This window comes from Ruegeria sp. 6PALISEP08 (genome assembly GCF_001238295.1).
GTDB lineage: Bacteria > Pseudomonadota > Alphaproteobacteria > Rhodobacterales > Rhodobacteraceae > Ruegeria.
This window is the reverse complement of record NZ_LGXZ01000007.1, coordinates 68,036-90,313: the sequence shown is the minus strand read 5'-3', so window position 1 is coordinate 90,313 and position 22,278 is coordinate 68,036. Positions and strand designations below refer to the sequence as shown.

Annotated in this window: 20 protein-coding genes; 19 read left to right on the top strand and 1 reads right to left on the bottom strand. The window is 57.5% G+C overall.

Annotated elements, in window-relative coordinates:
• Window positions 1-22: 22 nt before the first annotated feature.
• From ALB80_RS12050 to ALB80_RS11970, 17 genes are all read left to right on the top strand, one after another.
• Window positions 23-964 (top strand): ABC transporter permease, encoded by a 942-nt coding sequence (locus ALB80_RS12050; RefSeq protein ID WP_050604321.1) that lies wholly within the window; start codon window positions 23-25, stop codon window positions 962-964.
• Entirely contained in the window at window positions 961-1,812 is an 852-nt protein-coding gene (locus ALB80_RS12045) for an ABC transporter permease (RefSeq protein ID WP_050604320.1), read from the top strand. Before ALB80_RS12050 ends, ALB80_RS12045 begins: the two co-directional genes overlap by 4 nt.
• Before the next feature lie 3 nt (window positions 1,813-1,815).
• Window positions 1,816-2,808 (top strand): ABC transporter ATP-binding protein, encoded by a 993-nt coding sequence (locus tag ALB80_RS12040; RefSeq protein ID WP_050604319.1) that lies wholly within the window; start codon window positions 1,816-1,818, stop codon window positions 2,806-2,808.
• Window positions 2,805-3,803, top strand: a complete 999-nt coding sequence (locus ALB80_RS12035; RefSeq protein WP_050604318.1) for an ABC transporter ATP-binding protein — start codon at window positions 2,805-2,807, stop codon at window positions 3,801-3,803. The genes ALB80_RS12040 and ALB80_RS12035 overlap by 4 nt, the downstream gene beginning before the upstream one ends.
• Window positions 3,796-5,592, top strand: coding sequence for an aminopeptidase P family protein (locus tag ALB80_RS12030; RefSeq protein ID WP_050604317.1), 1,797 nt, complete (start codon window positions 3,796-3,798; stop codon window positions 5,590-5,592). Before ALB80_RS12035 ends, ALB80_RS12030 begins: the two co-directional genes overlap by 8 nt.
• 385 nt (window positions 5,593-5,977) lie before the next feature.
• A complete protein-coding gene (locus ALB80_RS12025) occupies window positions 5,978-6,931 on the top strand; it encodes an ornithine cyclodeaminase family protein (protein WP_050604493.1) in 954 nt (317 codons plus the stop codon).
• A gap of 21 nt (window positions 6,932-6,952) precedes the next feature.
• The gene (locus ALB80_RS12020) at window positions 6,953-8,080 is read left to right on the top strand and encodes an aminotransferase (RefSeq protein WP_050604316.1); all 1,128 of its coding nucleotides are present in this window, start codon (window positions 6,953-6,955) and stop codon (window positions 8,078-8,080) included.
• A gap of 343 nt (window positions 8,081-8,423) precedes the next feature.
• Entirely contained in the window at window positions 8,424-8,990 is a 567-nt protein-coding gene (locus tag ALB80_RS12015) for a methylenetetrahydrofolate reductase C-terminal domain-containing protein (RefSeq protein ID WP_050604315.1), read from the top strand.
• Between the two features lie 4 nt (window positions 8,991-8,994).
• Entirely contained in the window at window positions 8,995-9,969 is a 975-nt protein-coding gene (locus ALB80_RS12010; RefSeq protein WP_050604314.1) for a methylenetetrahydrofolate reductase, read from the top strand.
• 158 nt (window positions 9,970-10,127) lie between these two features.
• Window positions 10,128-10,979, top strand: coding sequence for a PaaX family transcriptional regulator C-terminal domain-containing protein (locus ALB80_RS12005; RefSeq protein WP_253276871.1), 852 nt, complete (start codon window positions 10,128-10,130; stop codon window positions 10,977-10,979).
• A gap of 220 nt (window positions 10,980-11,199) precedes the next feature.
• The gene (gene pcaF, locus ALB80_RS12000; RefSeq protein WP_050604313.1) at window positions 11,200-12,402 is read left to right on the top strand and encodes a 3-oxoadipyl-CoA thiolase; all 1,203 of its coding nucleotides are present in this window, start codon (window positions 11,200-11,202) and stop codon (window positions 12,400-12,402) included.
• Between the two features lie 15 nt (window positions 12,403-12,417).
• The gene (paaA, locus tag ALB80_RS11995; protein WP_050604312.1) at window positions 12,418-13,395 is read left to right on the top strand and encodes a 1,2-phenylacetyl-CoA epoxidase subunit PaaA; all 978 of its coding nucleotides are present in this window, start codon (window positions 12,418-12,420) and stop codon (window positions 13,393-13,395) included.
• A 23-nt stretch (window positions 13,396-13,418) separates the two neighbouring features.
• Entirely contained in the window at window positions 13,419-13,703 is a 285-nt protein-coding gene (gene paaB / locus ALB80_RS11990; RefSeq protein WP_050604311.1) for a 1,2-phenylacetyl-CoA epoxidase subunit PaaB, read from the top strand.
• Window positions 13,703-14,470, top strand: a complete 768-nt coding sequence (gene paaC / locus ALB80_RS11985; protein WP_050604310.1) for a 1,2-phenylacetyl-CoA epoxidase subunit PaaC — start codon at window positions 13,703-13,705, stop codon at window positions 14,468-14,470. Before paaB ends, paaC begins: the two co-directional genes overlap by 1 nt.
• Window positions 14,471-14,476: 6 nt before the next feature.
• A complete protein-coding gene (gene paaD / locus ALB80_RS11980; RefSeq protein ID WP_050604309.1) occupies window positions 14,477-14,935 on the top strand; it encodes a 1,2-phenylacetyl-CoA epoxidase subunit PaaD in 459 nt (152 codons plus the stop codon).
• Between the two features lie 13 nt (window positions 14,936-14,948).
• Window positions 14,949-16,022 (top strand): 2Fe-2S iron-sulfur cluster-binding protein, encoded by a 1,074-nt coding sequence (locus tag ALB80_RS11975; protein WP_050604308.1) that lies wholly within the window; start codon window positions 14,949-14,951, stop codon window positions 16,020-16,022.
• A 13-nt stretch (window positions 16,023-16,035) separates the two neighbouring features.
• Window positions 16,036-16,797: a Phenylacetic acid catabolic protein gene (locus tag ALB80_RS11970; RefSeq protein WP_050604307.1), complete on the top strand. Its 762-nt coding sequence runs from the start codon at window positions 16,036-16,038 to the stop codon at window positions 16,795-16,797.
• Between the two features lie 244 nt (window positions 16,798-17,041).
• On the opposite strand, the gene ALB80_RS11965 is transcribed toward ALB80_RS11970, so the two are convergent.
• Entirely contained in the window at window positions 17,042-18,388 is a 1,347-nt protein-coding gene (locus ALB80_RS11965; protein WP_050604306.1) for an MmgE/PrpD family protein, read from the bottom strand.
• Between the two features lie 224 nt (window positions 18,389-18,612).
• Between ALB80_RS11965 and ALB80_RS11960 the strand changes: the two genes are divergently transcribed.
• Complete coding sequence (locus ALB80_RS11960; protein ID WP_050604305.1) at window positions 18,613-19,509, top strand: LysR substrate-binding domain-containing protein; 897 nt, start codon at window positions 18,613-18,615, stop codon at window positions 19,507-19,509.
• Window positions 19,510-19,772: 263 nt separating this feature from the next.
• The gene (locus ALB80_RS11955; RefSeq protein ID WP_050604304.1) at window positions 19,773-22,190 is read left to right on the top strand and encodes an FAD-dependent oxidoreductase; all 2,418 of its coding nucleotides are present in this window, start codon (window positions 19,773-19,775) and stop codon (window positions 22,188-22,190) included.
• Window positions 22,191-22,278: the final 88 nt, after the last annotated feature.

The following is a 22,278-nucleotide window of genomic DNA, read 5'->3' as shown; positions in this document are numbered from 1 at the left end:
GGCCTTTTCGCGGAGTGCGGATGTGTCCAGCCTGAACTATATCTTCAAGCGCCTGCTGCTGATGGTGCCAACCTTCTTTCTGGTCATGGTCATCATCTTCATGCTGGTGCGTATGTTGCCGGGTGATCCGGCCATTGCGATGGCGGGTGACCGCGCCTCGGATGCCGATATTCAGGCGATCCGCGAGCGGTTGGGTCTGACCGAGCCCATGCTGGTGCAGTTCTGGTTGTTTCTCAGCAATACGGTGCAGGGGGATCTTGGACGATCGATCCTGATGCGGACGGACGTGATAGACGTCATCGCAGACCGCCTGCCGATTACAGTGTTTCTGACCGTTTACTCGGTGGTTTTGTCGCTGCTGATTGCGGGGCCGCTGGCCTTTGTCGCCGCGCTCAATCGCGGACGTTGGCCGGATGCGGTGATCCGCACGATTTTCCAGATCGGGCTTTCAATGCCTGTCTTCTATATCGGTCTGGTTCTGCTGACTTTCTTGGCAGCGCAGCTGCGCCTGTTTCCGGTGGGCGGTTACGGGGACACGTTTGGAGAAAAGCTCTATCACCTGTTTTTGCCATCGGTCACGGTGGCGCTTTACACCTCGGCCATTATCATGCGGAACCTGCGCAGCGCGATTATCGAGGTGCTTGACGCCGAATATGTCCAGTTCGCCCGCGCCAAGGGTCTGCCGTCGCGCCTGATCCTTGGACGGCACGTGTTGCGCAATGCGCTGATCTCAACCGTTACACTTCTGGGTCTGTCCATTGGCAATCTGATGAGCGGAACGCTGGTCACCGAGACAGTGTTTGCCGTGCCCGGTATGGGACGGCTGATGCTCGAGGCGATCTTTGCGCGCGACTACCCGCTGATCCAGGGTCTGACCCTGACCTTTGCAGTGTTGGTCTCGCTGGTTTTCCTGATGACGGATCTTTTCCAGAGCCGCCTTGACCCACGGATGCGCCTGCAATGAGTGATGTAGCTTTCAGTTCGGACCGGCCTTCTTTCGTTCGCAAGGCGTTGCGCAAGCCTGGTCTTGTCGCCGGGATGCTGATCATCGGTTTTTCAATCCTGCTGGCGATTTTCCCCGGTCTATTTGCGCCGTATGATCCAAACGCGATTGACTACAACGCGATCCGTCAGCCCCCGTCTTGGTCGCACCCGTTTGGTACCGATCTACTGGGTCGTGACAGCCTGTCCCGCGTGATCTGGGCCTATCAGGTCAATATGCAGATGGCTGTGCTCGGCACCGTGTTCGCGTTGGTGACAGGTGTGATCATCGGAGCGCTGGTCGGGTATTACCGAGGCATCGCGGATATGATCTTTGGCCGGATCGTTGATGCGGTCATCACCTTCCCGTTTCTGGTTCTGGTTATCGCGGTGGTTGCGGTGCTGGGACCGGGACTGGTCAATATGTATATCGCCATCTCAGTGGTCTATTGGGTGTATTATGCACGTCTGATGCGGGCTGAGGTCATTGCACAGATGGGCAATGACTACGCCGCCGCCGGGGTCGTCATGGGCTATTCCGACAGGCGCATTATTTTCCGCCACTTGCTGCCCAATGCGATCACGCCCGTGATTGTCTATTGGATGACCGACATGGCGCTGGTGATCCTTTTGGGTTCTTCGCTGGGCTATCTGGGGTTGGGTGCGCAACCGCCGCAGGCCGAATGGGGCGTTCTGATTGCCGAAGGGCGAAACTTTATCTCAACCGCCTGGTGGCTGAGCCTGATGCCGGGGCTTGCAATCGTTCTGACCGGCCTTGGTTTTTCCCTGCTGGGCGACGGGTTGGCCGATCTGTTGAGACCGAGGGGGTAAGGGATGGACGAAAACACACCGATCCTGCAGGTCGACGGCCTGAACACCACCTTCTACCGCAATGGCAGCGCCTTGGCTGCCTTGCGTGACATCAGCTTTTCTGTCGCACGGGGTGAAGTGTTGGGTCTGGTCGGGGAAAGCGGGTCGGGCAAAAGCGTCACTTTGCGTTCGATCATCGGATTGGCGCGCCGTTACGGGGATGTAACCGGAGCGGTGCGTTGGCAGGGGCGCGATCTGGTCGGGATGGCAGATCGCGCCTTACGTCAGATACAGGGCCGCGAGATCGCGATGATCTTTCAAGAGCCGATGACCTCACTCAACCCGCTGCTGACGGTTGGTCTGCAACTTGAAGAGACGCTGCGCGCCCATACCGACCTGTCGCGCACAGCGCGTCGGGATCGCGCAACCGAGATGTTGGATCTGGTCGGCATCCCTTCGGCTTCACAACGGTTGAAGGATTATCCGCACCAGTTTTCCGGCGGAATGCGGCAACGGGTGATGATCGCCATTGCACTGGCGGCGAACCCGAAATTGTTGCTGGCGGATGAGCCGACCACGGCGCTGGACGTAACCATTCAGGCGCAGATCCTCGATCTGATCCTTCAGTTGGCGCAGGACTTGGATATGGGCGTGCTGATGGTCACGCATGATCTGGGTGTCGTAGCGCAAACCTGCGACAACGTTGCGGTGATGTATGCGGGCCGGATCGTCGAGCAAGGACCGGTAAGGGATGTTCTGCGCGAACCGCGTCATCCCTACACCGTCGGCCTCATGCGCTCGGTGCCCGAGAATTTGCCGCCGCGCTCGCCTCTCTATTCCATACCCGGCGTGCCACCGGGGCTGGACGCTTTGCCAGTGGGGTGTGCCTTTGCCCCGCGTTGTGCGTCTTGCATTGCGCCATGCAGTCAGGATCGCCCGACCTTGTCCCTGATCACCGAAGGGCGGCAGGTGGCCTGTTTCAATCCGATTGCCACGTCTCAGGGGAATGCCGCATGACTGCCCCGGTGATGGAAATCCGCGACCTGCACCTGCGCTTTCCTTTAGGGCGCAGCCCGGGTGATTTTCTGACGGGGCGGCCGGGTCGCGTCGTGAACGCTCTGAATGGTGTCAGCCTGGATCTGATCCGGGGCGAAACACTGGGTGTCGTTGGAGAGTCCGGTTGCGGCAAGTCCACACTCGCCCGATGTATCGTGCGGCTTTACAAACCCAGCGATGGTGAAATCCGTTTTGATGGCAATGACATCTTTGCGGCCGATCAGCGCTCGGACCGGGTGTATAATCGCCGGGTCCAGATGATGTTTCAGGATCCGTACTCGTCGCTCAATCCGCGGATGACCACGGGACAGATCCTGACCGAAGCTTTGCGCGTGCATGAGATGCGCCCAGAAGCGGACATCCCCGGTCGTGTCGCTGAACTTTTGGAACTGGTGCGATTGCCGCAGGATGCGCAACACAAGCTGCCCCACGAGTTCTCGGGCGGTCAGCGTCAGCGCATCGCGATAGCCCGTGCATTGGCGGTCGAGCCCGAGGTTCTGATCGCGGATGAACTGGTCTCGGCACTGGATGTTTCGGTGCAAGCTCAGGTGGTCAATCTGCTGTTGGAGTTGCAGGATACCTTGGGGCTCACGATCCTGTTTGTCGCCCACGACCTGCGCTTGGTGCGTCACGTTTCAAACCGGGTTGCCGTGATTTATCTGGGCCGGATTGTCGAGATCGGAGACAGCGAGACGCTGTTTTCCGCCCCGTCACATCCCTACAGTCAGGCGTTGCTACAAGCAGCTCCGTCGCTGAACCCCGATGATCGGGGCAGGGCGGTCAAGCTGGAAGGTGAACTGCCCTCGCCCCTGAATATGCCGTCCGGTTGCCCGTTCCATGTGCGCTGTCGTCACGCCACCGATATCTGCAAGTCCACACGGCCCACCTTGCAACCGTTTAAGGAGCAGGGCGAAGTTGCCTGTCATAATGTTGAAGAGATCAATACACATGCTTGACGCCCCTGATGCAAACCGGGCCCCAATTGTCGCCGCCTTGCGGGCCGAACTGCGGGCAAGGCAGTTGGATGCCTTTGTTCTGCCGCGATATGACGCGCATCAGGCGGAATATGTCGCGCCCTATGATGAGCGTCTTGCTTACGTGACAGGTTTCACCGGATCCGCTGGTCTGGCCATCGTAACAATGAATACGGTCGCAATGTTTGTGGATGGGCGCTATGTGGTTCAAGCGGCGAACCAATGCCCCAAGCCACTGTTCTCGCATCACCATTTGTTCAATGATCCGCCCGAGCATTGGCTGGCAGGTGTGACGCAGCCCGGCTGGCAGGTCGGGTTTGATCCGATGCACGTTCCGCCGGCCCAGTTCGACCGGTTTGCCAAAGCGATCCAGCAAGGCACGTTGGTCGCGGTTGAGGACAACCCCGTTGACAGAATCTGGGTGAACCAACCGCAGCCGACAGTAGCAAAGATAGAGCCGTTTCCGCTTCAGATTTCAGGCCAGTCAACCAGTGATAAGATTGAAGAGCTAGTCAGCCGTATGCGGGCCAACAGTGCGGATCTTTTGGTTGAGACGCAGCCCGACAATATCGCCTGGTTGCTGAATGTTCGGGGGGCCGATGTCGCCTTCAACCCAATCCCACAGTCGTTTGTTCTGGTGAACGCGAAAGGCAAGGTGTTTTGGTTTGTTGCGGCGCAAAAACTAAACTCGGATGTGACCGAATTCCTGCCGAACACGGTTCAAATCTGCGGACCTGAGGAGTTCCTGCCCGCAGTGAAAAAGCATGTGGAACCCGGACAAAGTGTCTTGGTCGACCCCGCTTTTTCCCCGGTTGCCGTGCGCACGACCATAGAACAAGCTGGTGGCATTGCGCAGCCGCATTCCAGCTTCCTGACTGCACGCAAGGCCATAAAGAACCCTGTAGAACTGCAAGGGATGCGGTCGTGCCACATCGAAGATGGCATCGCATGGGTTGAGTTCTGCGCCTGGCTCGCCGCCGAAGTCCCGCGCCGCAGCGATGGCGGACAGCCTGTTACCGAGCGCGAGGCAGAAGATGCGATCCTGCGCTTTCGTCGACTTCAGTCCGGTTTTCTTGAGCAAAGCTTCAATTCCATATCTGCCTCGAGCGGTAACGCGGCGATGTGTCATTATTCGACGCACGAAGCCAACCAGGTGGCGATCGGTTCCGGCGATACGTACCTGCTGGATTCCGGTGGCCAGTACGAAACCGGCACCACCGATGCCACCCGCAGCTTTGCTTTTGGTCCGGTCCGTCCGCAGGGATACGATCGCGCCTATACGGCTGTGTTCAAGGCGTTTCATGCCATAGCAACCCTGCGCTTTCCGCAAGGCACGCAAGGCCACCACATCGATGCCATCTGTCGTCGACCGCTGTGGGATCTTGGGCTGGATTACGATCATGGGACAGGCCATGGCGTTGGCCACCGGCTGTGCGTGCATGAACACCCCCAGCGAATTGGTAAGCCTTACAACCCGGTTGATCTGGTGCCGGGCATGATCCTCTCGCTGGAGCCCGGCTATTACGAGCAGGACAGGTTCGGAATTCGGATTGAAAACCTGTTTGAAATTGTCGAGGCAGATGATGGGTTCCTGACCTTCTCGAACCTGACATGGTGTCCTATTCAGACAGATATGTTGCAGACCGAAATGTTGTCGGAAGCCGAGTGTGAATGGCTAAACTCCTACCATCAGAATGTTCTGGATCGCCTTGGGTCGAGCTTGTCTTCTGATGCCCTTGCATGGGCAGAATCAGCCTGCGCTAGGGTTTAGTTCAATCTGGTCAACGCGCAGAGCACCCTTAAGCCGACGGAATATGGTCTTGCGCCGCGGTGTTTCGGTATTGGCGATTACGTCTGTCATTTTGCGTTTCTTGTTCGTTCATCTGCGTAATCCTGGCGGAAACAACTCCGGGTATCTCCGCGAAGAAAGAAAGCGAAAAAATTGTTCCCCTGAAAATTAGAGGTAAGGAGGTTTGCAACGTGCAGCGGGTTCAAGCCGCGCGTATCATTGGCGATTTAGACCTTGCCGCAGCATGGACAATTGACTGTCGTTAATGTGAAAAGACGCCGAAGCCGGATACACAAGAGTTTTTCAACGTCATCGGGCACGCTAAGAGACTCGGGCTATGTCTGGACCGAAAAGCAAGGAACCTGTCATGACCGACACCTCCCAATCTGCATTGGTATTCGATGCGGCTGCCGTGCAGGATCTTTTGTCGAAGGTCGACGCCTTGGGCGCGATGCGTGCCTTGTTCACAGAGCTTGGGCGCGGCCAGGCAGTGCAGCCGGCGCAGGCCCTGACGCTTTTTCCAAATGACAAAGGCGACTTCATCACTTATCTGGGTGCAAGCACTGGCGCTGAATTGTTTGGGGCCAAGCTGTCGCCTTATCTTGTGAAGCCTGGCAAGCCGGTCATCACCGCTTGGACGGTATTGATGTCCATGAAGACAGGTCAGCCGTTGATGCTGTGCGATTCAGGTGAACTGACCACGGAAAGGACCGCCGCGACCACGGCACTGGCCGTTGATCATCTGGCGCGCTCGGAGGCGGAAATACTGGCGGTAATTGGGTCGGGTAAAGTTGCTCAAGCGCATCTGAAGCATGTTCTGGCCCTCCGGGATTGGAAAGAGATCCGCGTTTTTTCCCCAAGTCTGAGTGGCAATGATACTCTTGCAGCGAAGTGGCGTGATGCAGATGCACGCGTAAAGATTGTCGAAAGCGCCAAATTGGCCGGAATGGGCGTGGATGTGGTCATGTTGTGTACCTCTTCCGGAACGCCTGTCTTTGACACAGCGTCAGTCTCGCCAGGCGCTCTGGTCACGTCGATCAGTACCAATGTGGCCAACGCACATGAGGTCGACCCGGCCTTCCTGAACAGCGCCGAGGTTTATTGCGATTATCGCGCGACCACCCCTGCGTCCGCCGGAGAAATGAAGCTGGCCGCAGAGGCTGGGTGGTCTGCCACTGCCATCCGTGGCGATCTTGCCGAACTGCAAACCGAATCCTGTGACAAACCGTCGGGCAGCAAGCCGGTGTTTTTCCGCTCGATTGGACTGGGTCTGGAAGATATTTTCATAGCGCGCGCCATTTACGATGCGGCTTTGGCGTGACCGAGACTTAAGGAGAGACCCATGGACATCAGACCTTTCGGCGTCGAAATGTGGATGAATGAGTTCGAAACCAAATGCGAATTTAATCTGGCGGAAACCTGTGTTGAGTCCATCACGCTGGGTGAACTGTTCGAAATGGCCGGTCAGCATAACAGTATTCTTGGTGACCTGTCGGCCATGAAGATGACCTATGGCGCTATCGAAGGGTCGGATCGTTTGCGTGACGCTATCTGTGGGCTATATGAAAGACAGACGCGCGAAAATATTCTGACAACGCATGGCACGATCGGAGCCAACGCGTTGGTACATCAGACACTTGTCTCGCGCGGGGATCACGTGATTTCTGTGATCCCGACTTATCAGCAACATTATTCGATCCCCGAAAGCATCGGTGCGGATATCGAGTTGTTGCACCTGAAACCTGAAAACGAGTTCTTGCCTGACCTGGACGAGTTGCGCACGATGGTGCGGCCAGACACGCGGCTGATTGCGATAAACAACCCCAACAATCCGACCGGCGCCCTGATGAATCGCGCGTTGCTGGAGCAGATCGTCGACATTGCCCGCAGCGTTGATGCGTGGGTGTTGTGCGATGAAGTCTATCGCGGCACTGACCAGACCGGCGATGGGTTCACGGCTGCGGTTGCGGACCTCTACGAAAAAGGGATCAGCACAGCGGGCATGTCCAAGGCTTATTCCCTGGCGGGCTTGCGGGTTGGTTGGATCGCGGGACCTAAAGACATGCTGCATGAGGTGATGGTTCACCGGGACTACAACACCATTTCGGTTGGTCAAGTTGACGAGTTGCTCGCGGCTATGGCGTTGGAAAACCGCAACAGGATTTTGGCGCGGGCACAGCGGATCACGAGGGAGAACCTGCGGATCGTTGAAGCGTGGATCGCGAATGAACCGTTGATCAGTTGGGTGCCTCCAAAGTCGGGGACCACGGCTTTGTTGAAGTACGACCTGCCCATGTCTTCGCGTGATCTGTGTGTGGCGCTGTTGAAGGAGGAGGGGGTGATGCTGACCCCGGGCAGTGCCATGGATATGGAAGGCTGGTTACGCCTCGGCTACACCAATCCGACAGCAGACCTAAAGGCCGGGTTGGCAAAGCTCTCGGGCTTCTTGACGCGCCACAGCGCCGCGTAGAAGGGCACAGGTGCCAATCTGGGCTATTAAGGAGTGACCCTGGCTGAGGCCTTTGGGATCATTTTGCAAGTTTGGACAAGGTCCGTGAAGCATTTCTGTCTGGCAGGGGCTGACATCAGGTGCACGGGGTCGCTGGTTCGGGTTGCGCCATGCGGTCGCTACACCGAACGATCTGCGATGGCTTTGGAAATCCGACGGGTCACGCCACATTCGTAGTCATCTTCGTTTGAACAGGCGCGCAGCCCTCGTGTCCCGCGCAGATGAGCAGGCTTGCTCTGAAAGGTCCATCCCACCAAGATAGAGTTCCGCGGATCGAACAATTCAACGAGTCGGAGGAAGCAGGATGTATCGCGTCAGACTATTTGCAGTCCGCCATTCTCGTTCGTTTGAATGGATCTATCGCCGCGTTGAAGCCTCTCTGGTTTCGCTTGACCCGGTGTTTCGGCGGATCGGGTATGAACGCGTCGAGCCTTTTGTTGCGACCTTGGAAAGATGGACCAAGTCCTTTCTGTTTGATTGCAAGATGTGCGGGCAATGCGCATTGTCTTCGACGGGTATGTCCTGTCCTATGAACTGCCCCAAGACCCTTCGGAATGGGCCTTGTGGGGGTGTCCGGCCGGGTGGGTATTGTGAGGTCAAGCCCGAGATGAAATGCGTCTGGGTCTGTGCATGGGATGGCGCGTCGCGGATGAGACACGGGAACCAGATCGAAATCGTCTTGCCGCCTGTGGATCATTCGCTGAAAGGCACATCTTCCTGGTTGCGTGTCTCGCGTGAGAAGGCCGTCAGCCTGCGCGAAGCGCAAGAGGCCCGCCGCTCGACTGTCGCCAGAGCCTTTAAATCCGCGCGGGAAAAGGAACCGGCCACGGCACCGCTTGCACCCGAGCCCGGCGAGAAGAAAGACACATAGGACCATGGCCACGGGATTAGATATACCAACCAATTCCTACCCGGAACTGTCCGAAGGCATTGTCTCTGGCAGCCGTCTTGAACTTGCGCTGAAGGCCGGAAAATTTGCGATCACGGCAGAGCTCAATCCTCCGGACAGCGCGGACCCCGATGATGTTTATCAGGCTGCAAGACCGCTGAGCGAAGTTGCTGACGCAATCAACGCCACCGATGCCTCGGGGGCGAACTGCCACATGTCGTCGCTGGGAATCTCGGCCTTTCTGGTTCAGGCCGGTTACGAGGCCGTTTACCAGATCTCGTGCCGTGACAGGAACCGCATCGCCATTCAGGGGGATGTGCTCGGCGCGGCGGCGCTGGGTGTTAAAAACGTCCTGTGTCTTACCGGCGATGACGTCGGGTCGGGGGATCAACCGGGGGCAAAGCCAGTCTTTGATCTGGATTCCGTTTCTTTGTTGCGCACTTTGCGCACGATGCGGGATGAAAGTGTGTTTCTTTCAGGTCGAAAAATCAGTCGCCCGCCTCGGCTATTCATCGGCGCGGCAGAAAACCCATGCGTCGATCCCTTGGAGTGGCGTCCGGACAGGCTGGCCAAAAAGGTCAAGGCGGGTGCCGAGTTCATCCAGACAAACTATGTCTTTGACCTCCCGAGGTTTGAGCAATTCATGTCCAGAGTGCGGGATCTGGGCTTGGATCAACAGATCTTTTTGCTGGCTGGCGTTGGTCCGCTCGCTTCGGCGCGGGCCGCGCGTTGGATGCGATCGAACGTGCCAGGAATTCACATTCCAGATCATGTTATCGCGCGTATTGAGGGGGCGGAAAACCAGGCAGCTGAAGGTGAGAAGATCTGCATCGAACTGATACAGCAGATCCGCGAAATCCAAGGTGTGTCGGGTATGCACATCATGGCCTACAGACGCGAACACCAAGTTTCGAAGATCATAACAAGCAGTGGCTTGCTGGATCGCCGAAACCGACGCTGACGCAGCCATTGTGTGACGTTAAGACCAAGTCCACTGAGACTAAGAACCGTGCGCCGGACCGGGTTTTGTGGGCGAAGGCCCGGACACCGGGGTGTCGGCGGCAGTCACAGTGTCGAACATTATGCAGCATTGAGTCGATGGTGCGCTTGCAAGGTCGGATGGCATTTCCACTCGGTCCGGCTTATATATGGCGTATGAAAGATACGGCTCCGGATTGGTTCGAAACCTGCATCGGCCAGCTGACTGCCAACGGCACGCAGCGGGTATGGTCAGTGCTGGTTACGATTTTTGGTGATCTTGCCCAAAGCGGGTCAGATCAGATCAGCGGTGCGCTGATCACGGCGCTCACCAGTCTGGCGGGGATCAAGTCCGAGGCGACGCGTGTTGCGCTTCACCGATTGCGCAAGGAAGGTTGGATCGAAAGCACGCGGGTGGGGCGCAACAGTGTGCACCGTTTGACGGATTTTGGTCGCGACCAAAGTGCCGCCGCCGCGCCACGAATTTATGCCCGTGACACCAACAACCCTGACACCTGGCATGTGCTTATCGCCAGCGTTTCCGAGAGGTCCCGGAAAGAGCTGTCAGACCTGATGCTCATTGGCGACTATATCCCTGTCAACCCGTCCACTGCCATAGCGCCGGGTCCAGTTCCCGATGGGCTGGAGGATCTGCTGGGGATTGAAAGCAGCGCCATTTCAGTTCCCGACTGGATGCGGGATTTGTGTGGACCTGAACCCCTGAAAGCAGCTTATGAGCAGTTTTGGACAACGCTTCAGCTTGTCGAGCGGCATTTGCCTGCCAACGGGTTGGACGACCCCTTACAAACCGCCGTTCTCCGCGTTCTGATCGTGCATGGGTGGCGGCGACTTATCCTGCGTCATCCCTCTTTGCCCCCCACGTTTCTGCCTGCAGACTGGAAAGGTGCAGAGTGTCGCCAGAAGGTGTTGCAGTTGCTGGACAGGTTGCCTCGTCCAAGCCTTGCATCGCTGGAAGCCGTGCTGGGCGATTGATGTTTACCTAGACCCGCGCATCGACTGGTCTGCTAAGTATTGTTAGGTTCGAAGCTCTATTCTGTCCGAACATCGAAATGGTAAAGTCTTGCCTCAATATGTTACAGAATACTTGAAAATTTTCGTATCGGGGTAACATAAAGCTTGCCTCGAATCGATTGATTCAATATCAACCGACCAGACGGTTAATAAATTTGGGCGCGAACAGGAGACCTCAGAGATGGACGCATTCATCTGCGACGCGACGCGAACACCGATAGGACGGTATGGCGGGGCGTTGTCGTCGGTTCGCACAGATGATCTTGCTGCTCAGCCCTTGGCGGCGTTGAGGGAACGCAATCCTCAGGTCGACTGGGCCAGTTTGGACGATGTGATCTATGGAGATGCCAATCAGGCCGGAGAGAGCAACAGGAACGTTGCACGCATGGCGGCCTTGTTAGCCGGGTTGCCGATCGACGTGCCGGGCACAACGGTGAACCGTCTTTGCGCCAGCGGAATGGACGCAGTTGGAATGGCAGCGCGTGGCATCAAGGCAGGCGATTACGATCTGGCCATTGCGGGGGGCGTGGAAAGCATGTCCCGCGCGCCGTTTGTGATGCCCAAGGCAACCACGGCGTTCACGCGCAGCAATGCGGTTTACGACACCACTATTGGCTGGCGCTTCGTGAACCTAAAGATGAAGCAGGAATACGGCGTAGATTCCATGCCGCAGACCGCCGACAACGTGGCCGAAGACTATGGTATCAGCCGCGAAGATCAGGATGCCTTTGCCGCGCGCAGCCAGGCCCGATGGGAGGCCGCTCATGCGGCGGGTGTCTTCAAGGATGAGATCACTCCGGTTTCAGTGCCCCAGCGCAAGGGCGATCCGATCATCGTGGACACTGATGAGCATCCACGCGCCGGAACCACAGCGGAAAAGCTATCGGGCCTCAAAGGGGTGAATGGGCCGGACAAGACGGTTACGGCGGGCAATGCCTCGGGTGTCAATGATGGTGCGGCAGCCATTCTGATGGCAAATGAGGCGGCAGCGGCCAAGAATGGACTGAACCCCATGGCTCGTGTGGTCGGTATGTCGGTTGCGGGTGTTGCGCCGCGCGTCATGGGCATCGGCCCGGTGCCCGCCAGCCGAAAGGTTCTGGCCCGTGCAGGGCTGAGCATCGAACAGATGGATGTGATCGAATTGAATGAGGCTTTTGCCTCTCAGGGCCTTGCCACCTTGCGGGAACTGGGCCTGCCGGACGACGCACCGCACGTAAACCCCAATGGCGGGGCCATCGCTTTGGGCCACCCACTGGGCATGAGTGGTGCGCGTCTGGTGCTGACCGCAGCTTATCAATTGAAACGTACTGGGGGTCGCTATGCGCTCTGCACCATGTGTGTGGGTGTTGGGCAGGGTGCGGCTCTTATTCTTGAACGCGTGTAACGGAGGAGACGGGACATGTACGCTCAGATGGTTAAATCCGAGGCGTCGAATGACGATCCGGAAAAACTGGCAGAGTTCCAGGCGCGGATTGATGCCGATATCAAGATCGAACCAAAGGACTGGATGCCTCAGGGGTATCGTAAGACCTTGATCCGACAGATCGGCCAGCACGCGCATTCCGAAATCGTCGGACAATTGCCAGAAGGGAATTGGATCACCCGCGCACCCACGTTGGAGCGCAAGGCGATCCTTTTGGCCAAGGTGCAGGATGAGGCCGGGCATGGGTTGTATCTGTACTGTGCCGCTGAAACGCTGGGCGTTAGCCGGGATGAGTTGACTGAGATGCTGCTGGACGGGCGCATGAAATACTCGTCGATCTTCAACTACCCAACGCTGAACTGGGCCGATATCGGTGCGGTCGGATGGCTGGTCGATGGGGCCGCTATCATGAACCAGGTACCGCTGCAGCGGACATCTTTCGGGCCATATTCGCGCGCCATGATCCGCATCTGCAAGGAAGAAAGCTTTCACCAGCGGCAAGGCTATGACGCGATCCGCAAGATGGCCGAAGGTACGCCAGAGCAAAAGAAAATGGCGCAGGATGCGATGAACCGTTTCTGGTATCCGTCGCTGATGATGTTCGGGCCGTCCGACAAAGAATCGGTCCATTCCGCGCAATCGATGGCATGGAAGATCAAGATCAACACCAATGACGAGCTGCGCCAGAAATTTGTCGACCAGACTGTGCCCCAGGCTGAATATCTGGGCCTGACCATTCCTGATCCGGACCTGAAGTGGAACGAGGAACGCGGACATTACGACTTCTCGGAACCCGACTGGTCCGAATTTTTCGATGTGATCAAAGGCAATGGTCCCTGCAACGTCGACCGTCTGGCAGCCCGCAACAAGGCGTGGGACGACGGCAAATGGGTCCGAGACGGGCTATTGGCCCATGCTCGCAAGAAAAAGGCTGGCAATCTGGCCGCTGAATAAGCTTACCCTGAGGAGGAAACCCGATGAACACTGAATGGCCCCTGTGGGAAATCTTCATCCGTGGCCAACATGGGATGAGCCACCGGCATGTCGGCTCGCTGCATGCCCCGGACGCGGAAATGGCGATCAAGAACGCGCGCGATGTTTACACCCGCCGTAACGAAGGCGTTTCGATCTGGGTGGTTGAGGCCAACAATATCTCTGCCTCGTCGCCCAGCGACAAAGGCCCGCTGTATGAACCCAGCGAAAGCAAAGTGTACCGCCATCCAACCTTCTTCGACATTCCCGATGAAGTGGGAGCGATGTAATGAGTGTTTCGGTTTCCAATGACGCTTTGCTGCAGTTTCTGCTGCGGATGGGGGACAACACCCTGATCCTCGGCCACCGGGTCAGTGAGTGGTGCGGTCACGCGCCGGTCCTGGAGGAAGACATTGCGCTGGCCAATACCGCGCTGGACCTGATCGGGCAGACGCAGATGTGGCTGGGTTTGGCAGGTGAGATTGAGGGCGGCAAATCCGCCGATGATCTGGCCTTTCTGCGCGACGCCTGGGATTTCCGCAATGTGCTGCTGGTCGAGGTTCCGAACGGAGATTTCGGCCGCACGCTGATGCGCCAGTTCCTGTTCGATGCCTGGCATTCGATCATGCTGGGGCGCTTGATGACATCCTCGGATGACCGTGTCGCCGCCATTGCCGCCAAGGCCAGCAAAGAGGTTGCCTACCACCTCGAACGCTCGGGCGACACGGTTGTGGGTCTTGGTGACGGCACCGAGGAAAGCCATACCCGGATGCAGGAAGCTTTGGATTATCTGTGGCCTTATGTCGGTGAGATGTTTGCCAGCGACGAGGTTGACGCCAAGATTGTCGCCGCAGGTATCGCGCCGAACCCAATCGACCTGCGAGAGGAATATGACGCTCTGGTCGAGCGGATTCTGACCCAGGCAACGCTGACTATTCCAGAAAGCCGCTTTGCTCATAAAGGTGGTCGCGACGGGCGAATGCATACCGAGCATCTGGGCCACCTGCTGACGCAGATGCAATGGCTGCAGCGCGCCTATCCTGGGGCAAAGTGGTAAGAGCAGATGCAGACCTCGACTGATCAGATCTGGAGCTGGCTGGACGCCGTTCCCGACCCAGAGATTCCGGTGATCTCGGTCGTGGATTTGGGCATCGTTCGTGATGTGCGTTGGGACGCTGAAACGCTGGTTGTGAGGGTCACACCAACGTACTCCGGCTGTCCGGCAACGTCCGTCATCAGTATGGATATCGAAACCGCATTGCGCGACCATGGGATCGGCGATGTGCGGATCGAAACCAGCATAGCACCTGCCTGGACCACCGATTGGCTTAGTGAAAAAGGCCGTGCCAAGCTGGAAGACTATGGGATCGCGCCGCCACAACCGGCGGGCGGACCAGAACGTTGCCCGCGTTGCGGCAGCGAGGCCGTTGAAAAAGTCAGCCAGTTTGGCTCGACCCCGTGCAAGGCCCATTGGCGCTGCACCGACTGTCTGGAACCCTTTGACTATTTCAAGTGCATCTGAGGAGGAGCACCGGATGGCACGTTTTCATGACCTGAAAGTCACCGACATCCACAAAACCATCCGCGATGCGGTTGTCGTGACGCTTGAGCCCGCGAATTGCGGAGCGGACCAATTCAACTTTGCCGCTGGTCAGTACCTGACGTTCCGGCGCGATTTTGACGGCGAAGAACTCCGTCGCTCATACTCGATCTGCGCTGGCAAGGATGACGGCGTTCTTCAGGTTGGTATTAAACGTGTAGATGGTGGAGCATTCTCAAGCTGGGCCAACGCGGAACTGAGCGTTGGCGACGTTGTGCAGGCGATGCCACCGATGGGCAGCTTTCACGTGCCAATCGAAGCGGACGCGGAAAAACAATACGTCGGCTTTGCTGGCGGATCGGGGATCACACCGGTTCTGTCGATCCTGAAAACAACGCTGGCCCGCGAACCCAAGTCCCACTTCACGCTGATCTATGCCAACAAGGGCGTCAACACGATCATGTTCCGAGAGGAACTTGAGGACTTGAAAAACCTCTATATGGGCCGCCTGAACGTGATCCATATTCTTGAGACCGACGCCCAGGAGATTGATCTGTTCACGGGGCTCGTGACGCAGGAAAAATGCGGCGAGCTGTTCAAACACTGGATCGACATCAAGAACGTTGACATGGCCTTCATCTGTGGACCTGAACCGATGATGCTGGGTATTGCCGCCGCGCTGCGGGAGCACGGGCTTGAAGACAACCAGATCAAGTTCGAACTCTTTGCCAGCGCCCAACCTGGTCGGGCCAAGCGCAAGACAACTGCGGCAGAAGCTGGAAAGCAGGCGAACCAGACCAGCGCTTCAATTACGCTCGACGGCTCCACCCAAACAGTAACCCTACCCAAGGATCAGTCCATTTTGGACGCAGCCTTGGAAAACGCCATGGACGCGCCTTACGCCTGTAAAGCTGGTGTGTGCTCCACCTGTCGCTGCCGCGTGCTCGAGGGTGAGGTCGAGATGCTCGCCAATCATGCGCTCGAGGATTACGAGGTCGAAAAAGGCTATGTGCTGAGCTGTCAGGCTTATCCGGTAACAGACCGCGTGGTCGTGGACTACGACCAATAAAGGGAGAGGATAAATGACCGAAGCCATGACACTTGACAGCTATCTGGCCGCGGGCGGGGTGCTGACCAACCCGACCAATGTGCCACCACGTTACCGCGCCGAACTGATGAAGCTGATGGCAACCTTTGTGGATAGCGAATTGGCAGGCGCCGCCGGTTTTGCGGATATCATCAACCAGGGGCCGGGCATCAAGGAACGGATCGCGGCTGCCAAAATCGTGCTCGAGAAAACCGATCACGCAGACCGCGTCCTGAAAATCATGGGGGAGTTCGGTGCAGATACCGAGCGATATGCTACGCATCATCCTTGGACCGCGCGGCTGGATCGCGATGACGATGTCGGTGCGACCCGCAGTGAACATGACATGCGTCTTGCGGTGTTCAACTATCCGATCTCAGGCTGGACCGACGCCGTGATCATGAACCTTCTGATGAGCCGCGCGGTGGCCGAGCAATTGGCTGAGTTTTCGACGGTTTCGTACCAACCCCTCGCGGAGGTCTTCCGTCAGATCGCCCCTGTCGAGGCTCATCATGGCGCGCTTGCGCTTGAGGGTGCTGTGAAGCTGGCAGAAAGCGGAGAGACAGAGCAGATGCAACGCGCCGTGGACTATTGGTGGCCCCGTGTCGCGGTGTCCTTTGGCGGAGACGATCCGAAACGGTTCGCATTTCTGACGTCGATCGGTTTGCGTCACAATCGAAACAGCGCACTGAAAGAACGTTGGGCCCAAGCCGCAGGCGCCGTTGTTGAACAACTGGGGTTGTCCACCCCAGCGTAAGACTTGGCATACTTGGAGCCGGCTTCCGTTCAAAACGGGGGCCGTGTCTTCAAGTCTCAATCTATTCTCTTTTGTAAGTTTTCGCGGGTGTTAGCACCTTCGTGCACGTCGTTGAAATCCTGGTCTGAGAATTGAAGGGGCTGGGTGAAAAAAAGGCGGAGCAGAACGATTTATTGCTGGTGTGCATACTTCTTAGGTGGATCAGAGGCATAGCTCGATCTCGCGCCTCGAAAATCGCCTGAACTCACGGCTCATCATAAAGCAGCTCCGCCAAGTCCGAGAATTTGGAGCCAGGTGCGCACAGCCCCCATACCGTTTTACGTATGGCTTCGGCCCGGTCCGTTCCCAAAGAGGGGGCTGCAAATTCCATGAACTTCTCGTCCACTTCAGCGTCATCCATAGGTGCTTCGGGCCCGCCCCGCGCGTGTACATCGCCTGAGTCCAGAACCTGCCCATCTGTCAGTGTTATCGAGACATCGGCGAACCGACTTTTGGGGAAGCGGCGTGAGTGGCGTTCCGTCTCAAAGACGGAAATGCGATCGGCAATCGACGCGACCAAAGGGTCCGACAGCCCGGCGCCAGTGATGTGTTCGACCCCGATCCGCCTATGGGCGGCCATGGTGGCGACCGCAAACGGAAGGGAATACTGTGCCTTCGACGTATCGTCTGGCATCCCTTGAAACAGACAAGCGCTTTCGCGGAAGGTATTGACCCGGATCGCCGCGATATCCGTGTGATTCAGTTCATGATCGCGCATCAACGCACGTGTTGCGTCAATTGCGGCATGTGCCCAACGGCAGATCGGGTAGGGTTTCACATATTGGCGCTCCATCTGCCAAAACCGCCCCAGGTCTTGCCAGTATGGCGCGACCTCGTCCGCTTCGATGGTGATCGCAGGAGCGCCAACAAAGCCTTTTTCCGCCAGAACGACCGAAGATACTCCGACCAAGGCACCCCAACCTGAACCGTCATGCAACATGGTAGGATTGGCGATTTCCCGCATCATCTGACTGCGGGGCCCGTGGTATTCGGCGATCCCCATGGCCTGCCGCATCTGCTCGGCGCTCAGCCCACGTAGCCGAGCCGCAACTGCCACCACTCCCAACGCGTTCCATGCGCCCGAAGTGTGATAATCGCTGACGGTGTTGTGCAAAGAGATCCCGGCCCGACCAGCAACCTCGTAGCCAATGGTGACACCGACCAGAGCTTCGGGGCCTGAAAAATCTCTGACCGTTTCAGCCACAGCCGCCAGCGCGGGAATAACCGCAACACCGATATGGCCCTTGGTCGGGTTATACCCGTCATGGCCATCCAGATTATCGGTCTGGGTTGCGGCAGCATAGGCGGCTCCGGCGGCACTGACCGGGCGACCATCAAACAGCATCCGCGCAGCATAGGCATCGTCACCCGCGCCATAGAGTGCGCGGGCGGTTTCGCGTGCGATCACCCCGGCCGTCATGGGTGCGGATCCGATCGCGATACCCAACGTGTCCAGCGTCATCCGCGCGGCAGCTCTCAGCGTTGTGGCCGGGATATCCTCGACAGATGTTCCAAGGGTAAAGTCTGCAATATTTTGAAATCTGTCCGCCACGGCCTGCCTGCTTGTGTTTTTGGGATCTGGATACCGATCTTGGCAGAAAATTAAGCGCCTTTTACTTTGGCGGCACGAAAACAATCCAAGGGCATTGGCCCCGGAATTTTTGTGGCAATGAGATCCGTCTTGTCCCATATGTAAAATTCTTTTTGTCGCAAAAGTACAATAGGCCGGGCCTGCTTCGCCATACTCGACATGTAAACTGCCATGGATCACTGCACATGATGAACCTGCCGCACCTGTCCTTTCTGCGCTCTTTCGAGGCCGCTGCCCGTCACCTCAGCTTTACCAGCGCGGCGGAAGAACTGAATTGTACGCAGTCGGCTGTCAGCAATCACGTGCGTTCGCTTGAAGAGTTTCTAAAGCGCCCGCTTTTCGTGCGTCACGCCCGGTCTCTGTCACTGACGGATGTGGGCAAAGCTTATCTGCCCTCGGTGCGCCATGCGTTGCAGGAAATCGATGTGGCCACCCAATCTCTGGTGCTGCGACCTCATACCCGAACAGTTGTCGTCTCTTGTCCTGTCAGCTTGGCCGAAAACTGGTTGCCCGATGTCATTCAGAGTTTCACGGAGGTGCATCCCGACATTTCCCTGACTGTTCACGGCACGATTTGGACCGATGTCGATCCCAACGTCTCAGACATCTCGATCATCATTAGCCATGTCGACGACGTAGCCGAGGGCCTGACGCGGTTGTGGACGGACAAGCTGACTGTTGTCTGCGCCCCGAACTATTGCGTCGCGGATCAACCCATGAGGGACCCGCATCAATTGAGCAGTGCCCAACTGATTCACATTCTTGGACGCCCCGCCTATTGGGAGAAGGTGGCGGTAGAATTCGGGCTGGAAGATCTGAACCAGAAAGAAGGTCCAAGGACCAATGTCTCGAATCTTGCGTTGGAGCTGGCCTCGAAATCTCTGGGATGTGTGGCCTTGCCGAAATCGCTTGCTCGTCCCTATGTGGATCGAGGTTTGTTGATAGAACCTTTCGATCTGAATCTGGAAAGCCCTTGGGCTTATTATGCTAACCTCCGGCAAACGGGGGCCACTCCTGCGGTTCAGCTGTTTCAAGACTGGCTGATGACGGTGGCGGCACAGACGGGCGATCTGCTTGGTTAAGCGGACCTCGTCCGGTGCGGCACGGACACACCGGATCAAAACCTGCGCGCCAGACGCGCAGAAAAATCGACCGCTTTGCCACAGTTTTTTTCGCATGTCACAAGATGTGAACCACCCTAGGGTCCAAACCAACATTTTGAAAGACAACACAAAGCGTCACCTGCCATGAGCCAAACCCCGAGAATTGCGTCAGTTCAGACTTGCAGCCCTTCAACTCAGATCGATCACTTCATGAAATGCGGTGAGCTTAAGGACATTTACTGATGAAAACCCACGCACAAGCTGTTGTCATAGGTGGCGGTCTTGCCGGTACTTCAATCCTGTACCACCTTGCTAAGCTCGGTTGGACTGACGTCATCCTGCTGGAACGGGACGAGTTGACCAGCGGCTCAACCTGGCACGCGGCCGCCAACATTCATGGTCTGCATGACAACAATAACATCACTCGTATCCAGCATTATACAATGAACCTGTATAAAGAACTGGAGAAGGAAACCGGCCAAAGCTGTGGGGTGTTTCAACCCGGGTCGCTTTACCTGGCCCAGACCGAAGAGCGCGAGCAGCAGTTGCGCCTGCAAGAGGCCAAAGCACGATTTTACGGTCTGAACTTCCACGAGGTCAGCCGGGAAGAGGCGAAAGAACTCCATCCGCTGGCGCAGTTCGATGACATTCGTTGCATCATGTACGAACCCGATGGTGGCAATGTGGACCCCTCGGGTGTTCCTCACGCCTATGCTGCTGGGGCCCGGGCCATGGGGGCCACAATTGAACGGTTCTGCCCGGTCATAGGGACTGAACAACAGTCCGATGGCAGCTGGATCGTGCGTACGCCCAAGGGCGACATTCATACCCAGTGGGTGGTCAATGCCGCTGGCCTTTGGGGTCGTGAAGTGGCGGCACTGGCGGGCCTGACCCTGCCGCTGCAACCCACCGAACACCAGTATTTCGTGACCGAAGCCATCGACGAAGTGGCCAATCTGGGCCGCCGTTTGCCCTCGATCGCCGACCGTGACGGCGAATACTACTTCCGGCAGGAAGGCAACGGGTTGCTGATCGGTGCCTATGAGAAAGACATGAAGTTCTGGGCCGAAGACGGCACGCCGCTGGACTTTGCACATGACCTGTTCCCCGACGACCTGGACCGGATCATGGAAAACGTCATCCGCGCCACCGAGCGGGTGCCGGTTGCGGCAACCGCCGGGGTCAAGCGGGTGATCAACGGGCCGATGATCTGGTCGCCTGACTCAAACATGCTGTGGGGGCCGGTGCCCGAGCTGAAGAATTACTTTCTGATCGGGGGGTTGATCCCCGGGTTTTCGCAGTCTGGTGGTCTGGGCCTTTTGGCGGCGCAATGGATGATCGAGGGCGAGCCGCATTATGACATGTTCGCTTGGGATCTGGCCCGTTTTGGTGACTGGGCCGACAAGAAATTCACCAAAGCACGCGTGCAGGATTCCTACATCCACCGCTTCAAGATCCACTTCCCCAATGAAGAGCGCAGCGCAGGACGCCCGGCCCGCGTACGTCCCGCTTACGAGATGCAGAAACGGATGGGCTGCGTCTTTGGACTCAACTGCGGCTGGGAACACCCGCTTTGGTTTGCCGATGAACCCGGCACCGAAGAGACCACCGGCTTTACGCGCCAAAACTGGTTCGATCAGGTTGGGCGCGAGGTAAAGATGCTGCGCAACAGCGTAGGTATCATCGATATCTCGAACTTTGCCAATTACGTGATCAAGGGACCGGGCGCTTACGACTGGCTGGACCGTCTGGTCGCCAATCGCGTGCCGACCGAAGTGGGGCGCAGTTGCCTGACTCCGTTGATCTCGGTTCGCGGCGGTGTGGCAGGTGATTTTACCATTACCAAGCTGGCCGAAGACGAATACATGATGATCGGTTCAGGCATGGCCGAACGCTATCATCAGCGCTTCTTCCAAATGGTCGAAATGCCCGAGGGCACCACGCTGGAGGTTGCGACCGATCGCATCGCCGGGTTCAACATCGCTGGCCCCAAATCGCGCGAAGCGCTGTCGCGTCTGACCAATGCCGACCTGTCGAACGAAGCGTTCCGCTTCATGCGGTCGCAGAAGATCACCGTCGCGGGTGTGGAATGTGTGGCCATCCGCGTCAGCTTCACCGGCGATCTGGGTTGGGAATTGCATTGCGCCGAAGACGATCAGGTTGCGCTTTACACCGCACTGCTTGAAGCTGCCAAGGATTGCGGCGGAGGCCCGGTTGGTGGGCGTGCGTTGGGGTCATTGCGTATCGAAAAGGGCTATGGGTCCTGGGGGCGGGAATATTCTCAGGAGTATTGGCCGCAAGAGGTCGGATTGACCGGGCTGATCAAACTGGACAAGGACTTCCTGCACAAGGACGCCTATTTGGCGATCAAGGACAATACCCCGCGCGAGGTTTTGTCCGTGTTCGAACTGGACGTGACCGAAGACGCCGACGCCACGGGCAGCGAGCCGATCTTTTCGCCCGACGGTGCGCCTGTGGGCCGGGTCACATCCGGGGCGTACGGTTATTCGGTCGGGAAGTCGCTTGCCCTTGGGTTCCGCAACCCCGAAGTGGCAAACCCCGGTGATGAGGTGGTGATCCAGGTGATCGGAACGCCGCACATAGGCCGAGTTCTGGCAGAGGCTCCATTCGACCCAAAGGGCGAAAGGCTGCGCGGTTAAAACCTCTGCACGCGTCCAAAACAATTGGTCCTGCCCAAAATGCGGGGTGGGGCCTCAAAAAACCACCAAGCGCATCGGGACAAGCGAT

Coding starts and splice junctions, on each gene's coding strand:
- paaD (WP_050604309.1), top strand. CDS start 14,477: ATGCAGACCTCGACTGATCAGATCTGGAGCTGGCTGGACGCCGTTCCC.
- ALB80_RS12020 (WP_050604316.1), top strand. CDS start 6,953: ATGGACATCAGACCTTTCGGCGTCGAAATGTGGATGAATGAGTTCGAA.
- ALB80_RS11975 (WP_050604308.1), top strand. CDS start 14,949: ATGGCACGTTTTCATGACCTGAAAGTCACCGACATCCACAAAACCATC.
- ALB80_RS11970 (WP_050604307.1), top strand. CDS start 16,036: ATGACCGAAGCCATGACACTTGACAGCTATCTGGCCGCGGGCGGGGTG.
- ALB80_RS12005 (WP_253276871.1), top strand. CDS start 10,128: ATGGCATTTCCACTCGGTCCGGCTTATATATGGCGTATGAAAGATACG.
- ALB80_RS12045 (WP_050604320.1), top strand. CDS start 961: ATGAGTGATGTAGCTTTCAGTTCGGACCGGCCTTCTTTCGTTCGCAAG.
- ALB80_RS12015 (WP_050604315.1), top strand. CDS start 8,424: ATGTATCGCGTCAGACTATTTGCAGTCCGCCATTCTCGTTCGTTTGAA.
- ALB80_RS12025 (WP_050604493.1), top strand. CDS start 5,978: ATGACCGACACCTCCCAATCTGCATTGGTATTCGATGCGGCTGCCGTG.
- paaB (WP_050604311.1), top strand. CDS start 13,419: ATGAACACTGAATGGCCCCTGTGGGAAATCTTCATCCGTGGCCAACAT.
- ALB80_RS12035 (WP_050604318.1), top strand. CDS start 2,805: ATGACTGCCCCGGTGATGGAAATCCGCGACCTGCACCTGCGCTTTCCT.
- ALB80_RS11955 (WP_050604304.1), top strand. CDS start 19,773: ATGAAAACCCACGCACAAGCTGTTGTCATAGGTGGCGGTCTTGCCGGT.
- ALB80_RS12030 (WP_050604317.1), top strand. CDS start 3,796: ATGCTTGACGCCCCTGATGCAAACCGGGCCCCAATTGTCGCCGCCTTG.
- ALB80_RS12040 (WP_050604319.1), top strand. CDS start 1,816: ATGGACGAAAACACACCGATCCTGCAGGTCGACGGCCTGAACACCACC.
- pcaF (WP_050604313.1), top strand. CDS start 11,200: ATGGACGCATTCATCTGCGACGCGACGCGAACACCGATAGGACGGTAT.
- paaA (WP_050604312.1), top strand. CDS start 12,418: ATGTACGCTCAGATGGTTAAATCCGAGGCGTCGAATGACGATCCGGAA.
- ALB80_RS11960 (WP_050604305.1), top strand. CDS start 18,613: ATGATGAACCTGCCGCACCTGTCCTTTCTGCGCTCTTTCGAGGCCGCT.
- ALB80_RS12010 (WP_050604314.1), top strand. CDS start 8,995: ATGGCCACGGGATTAGATATACCAACCAATTCCTACCCGGAACTGTCC.
- paaC (WP_050604310.1), top strand. CDS start 13,703: ATGAGTGTTTCGGTTTCCAATGACGCTTTGCTGCAGTTTCTGCTGCGG.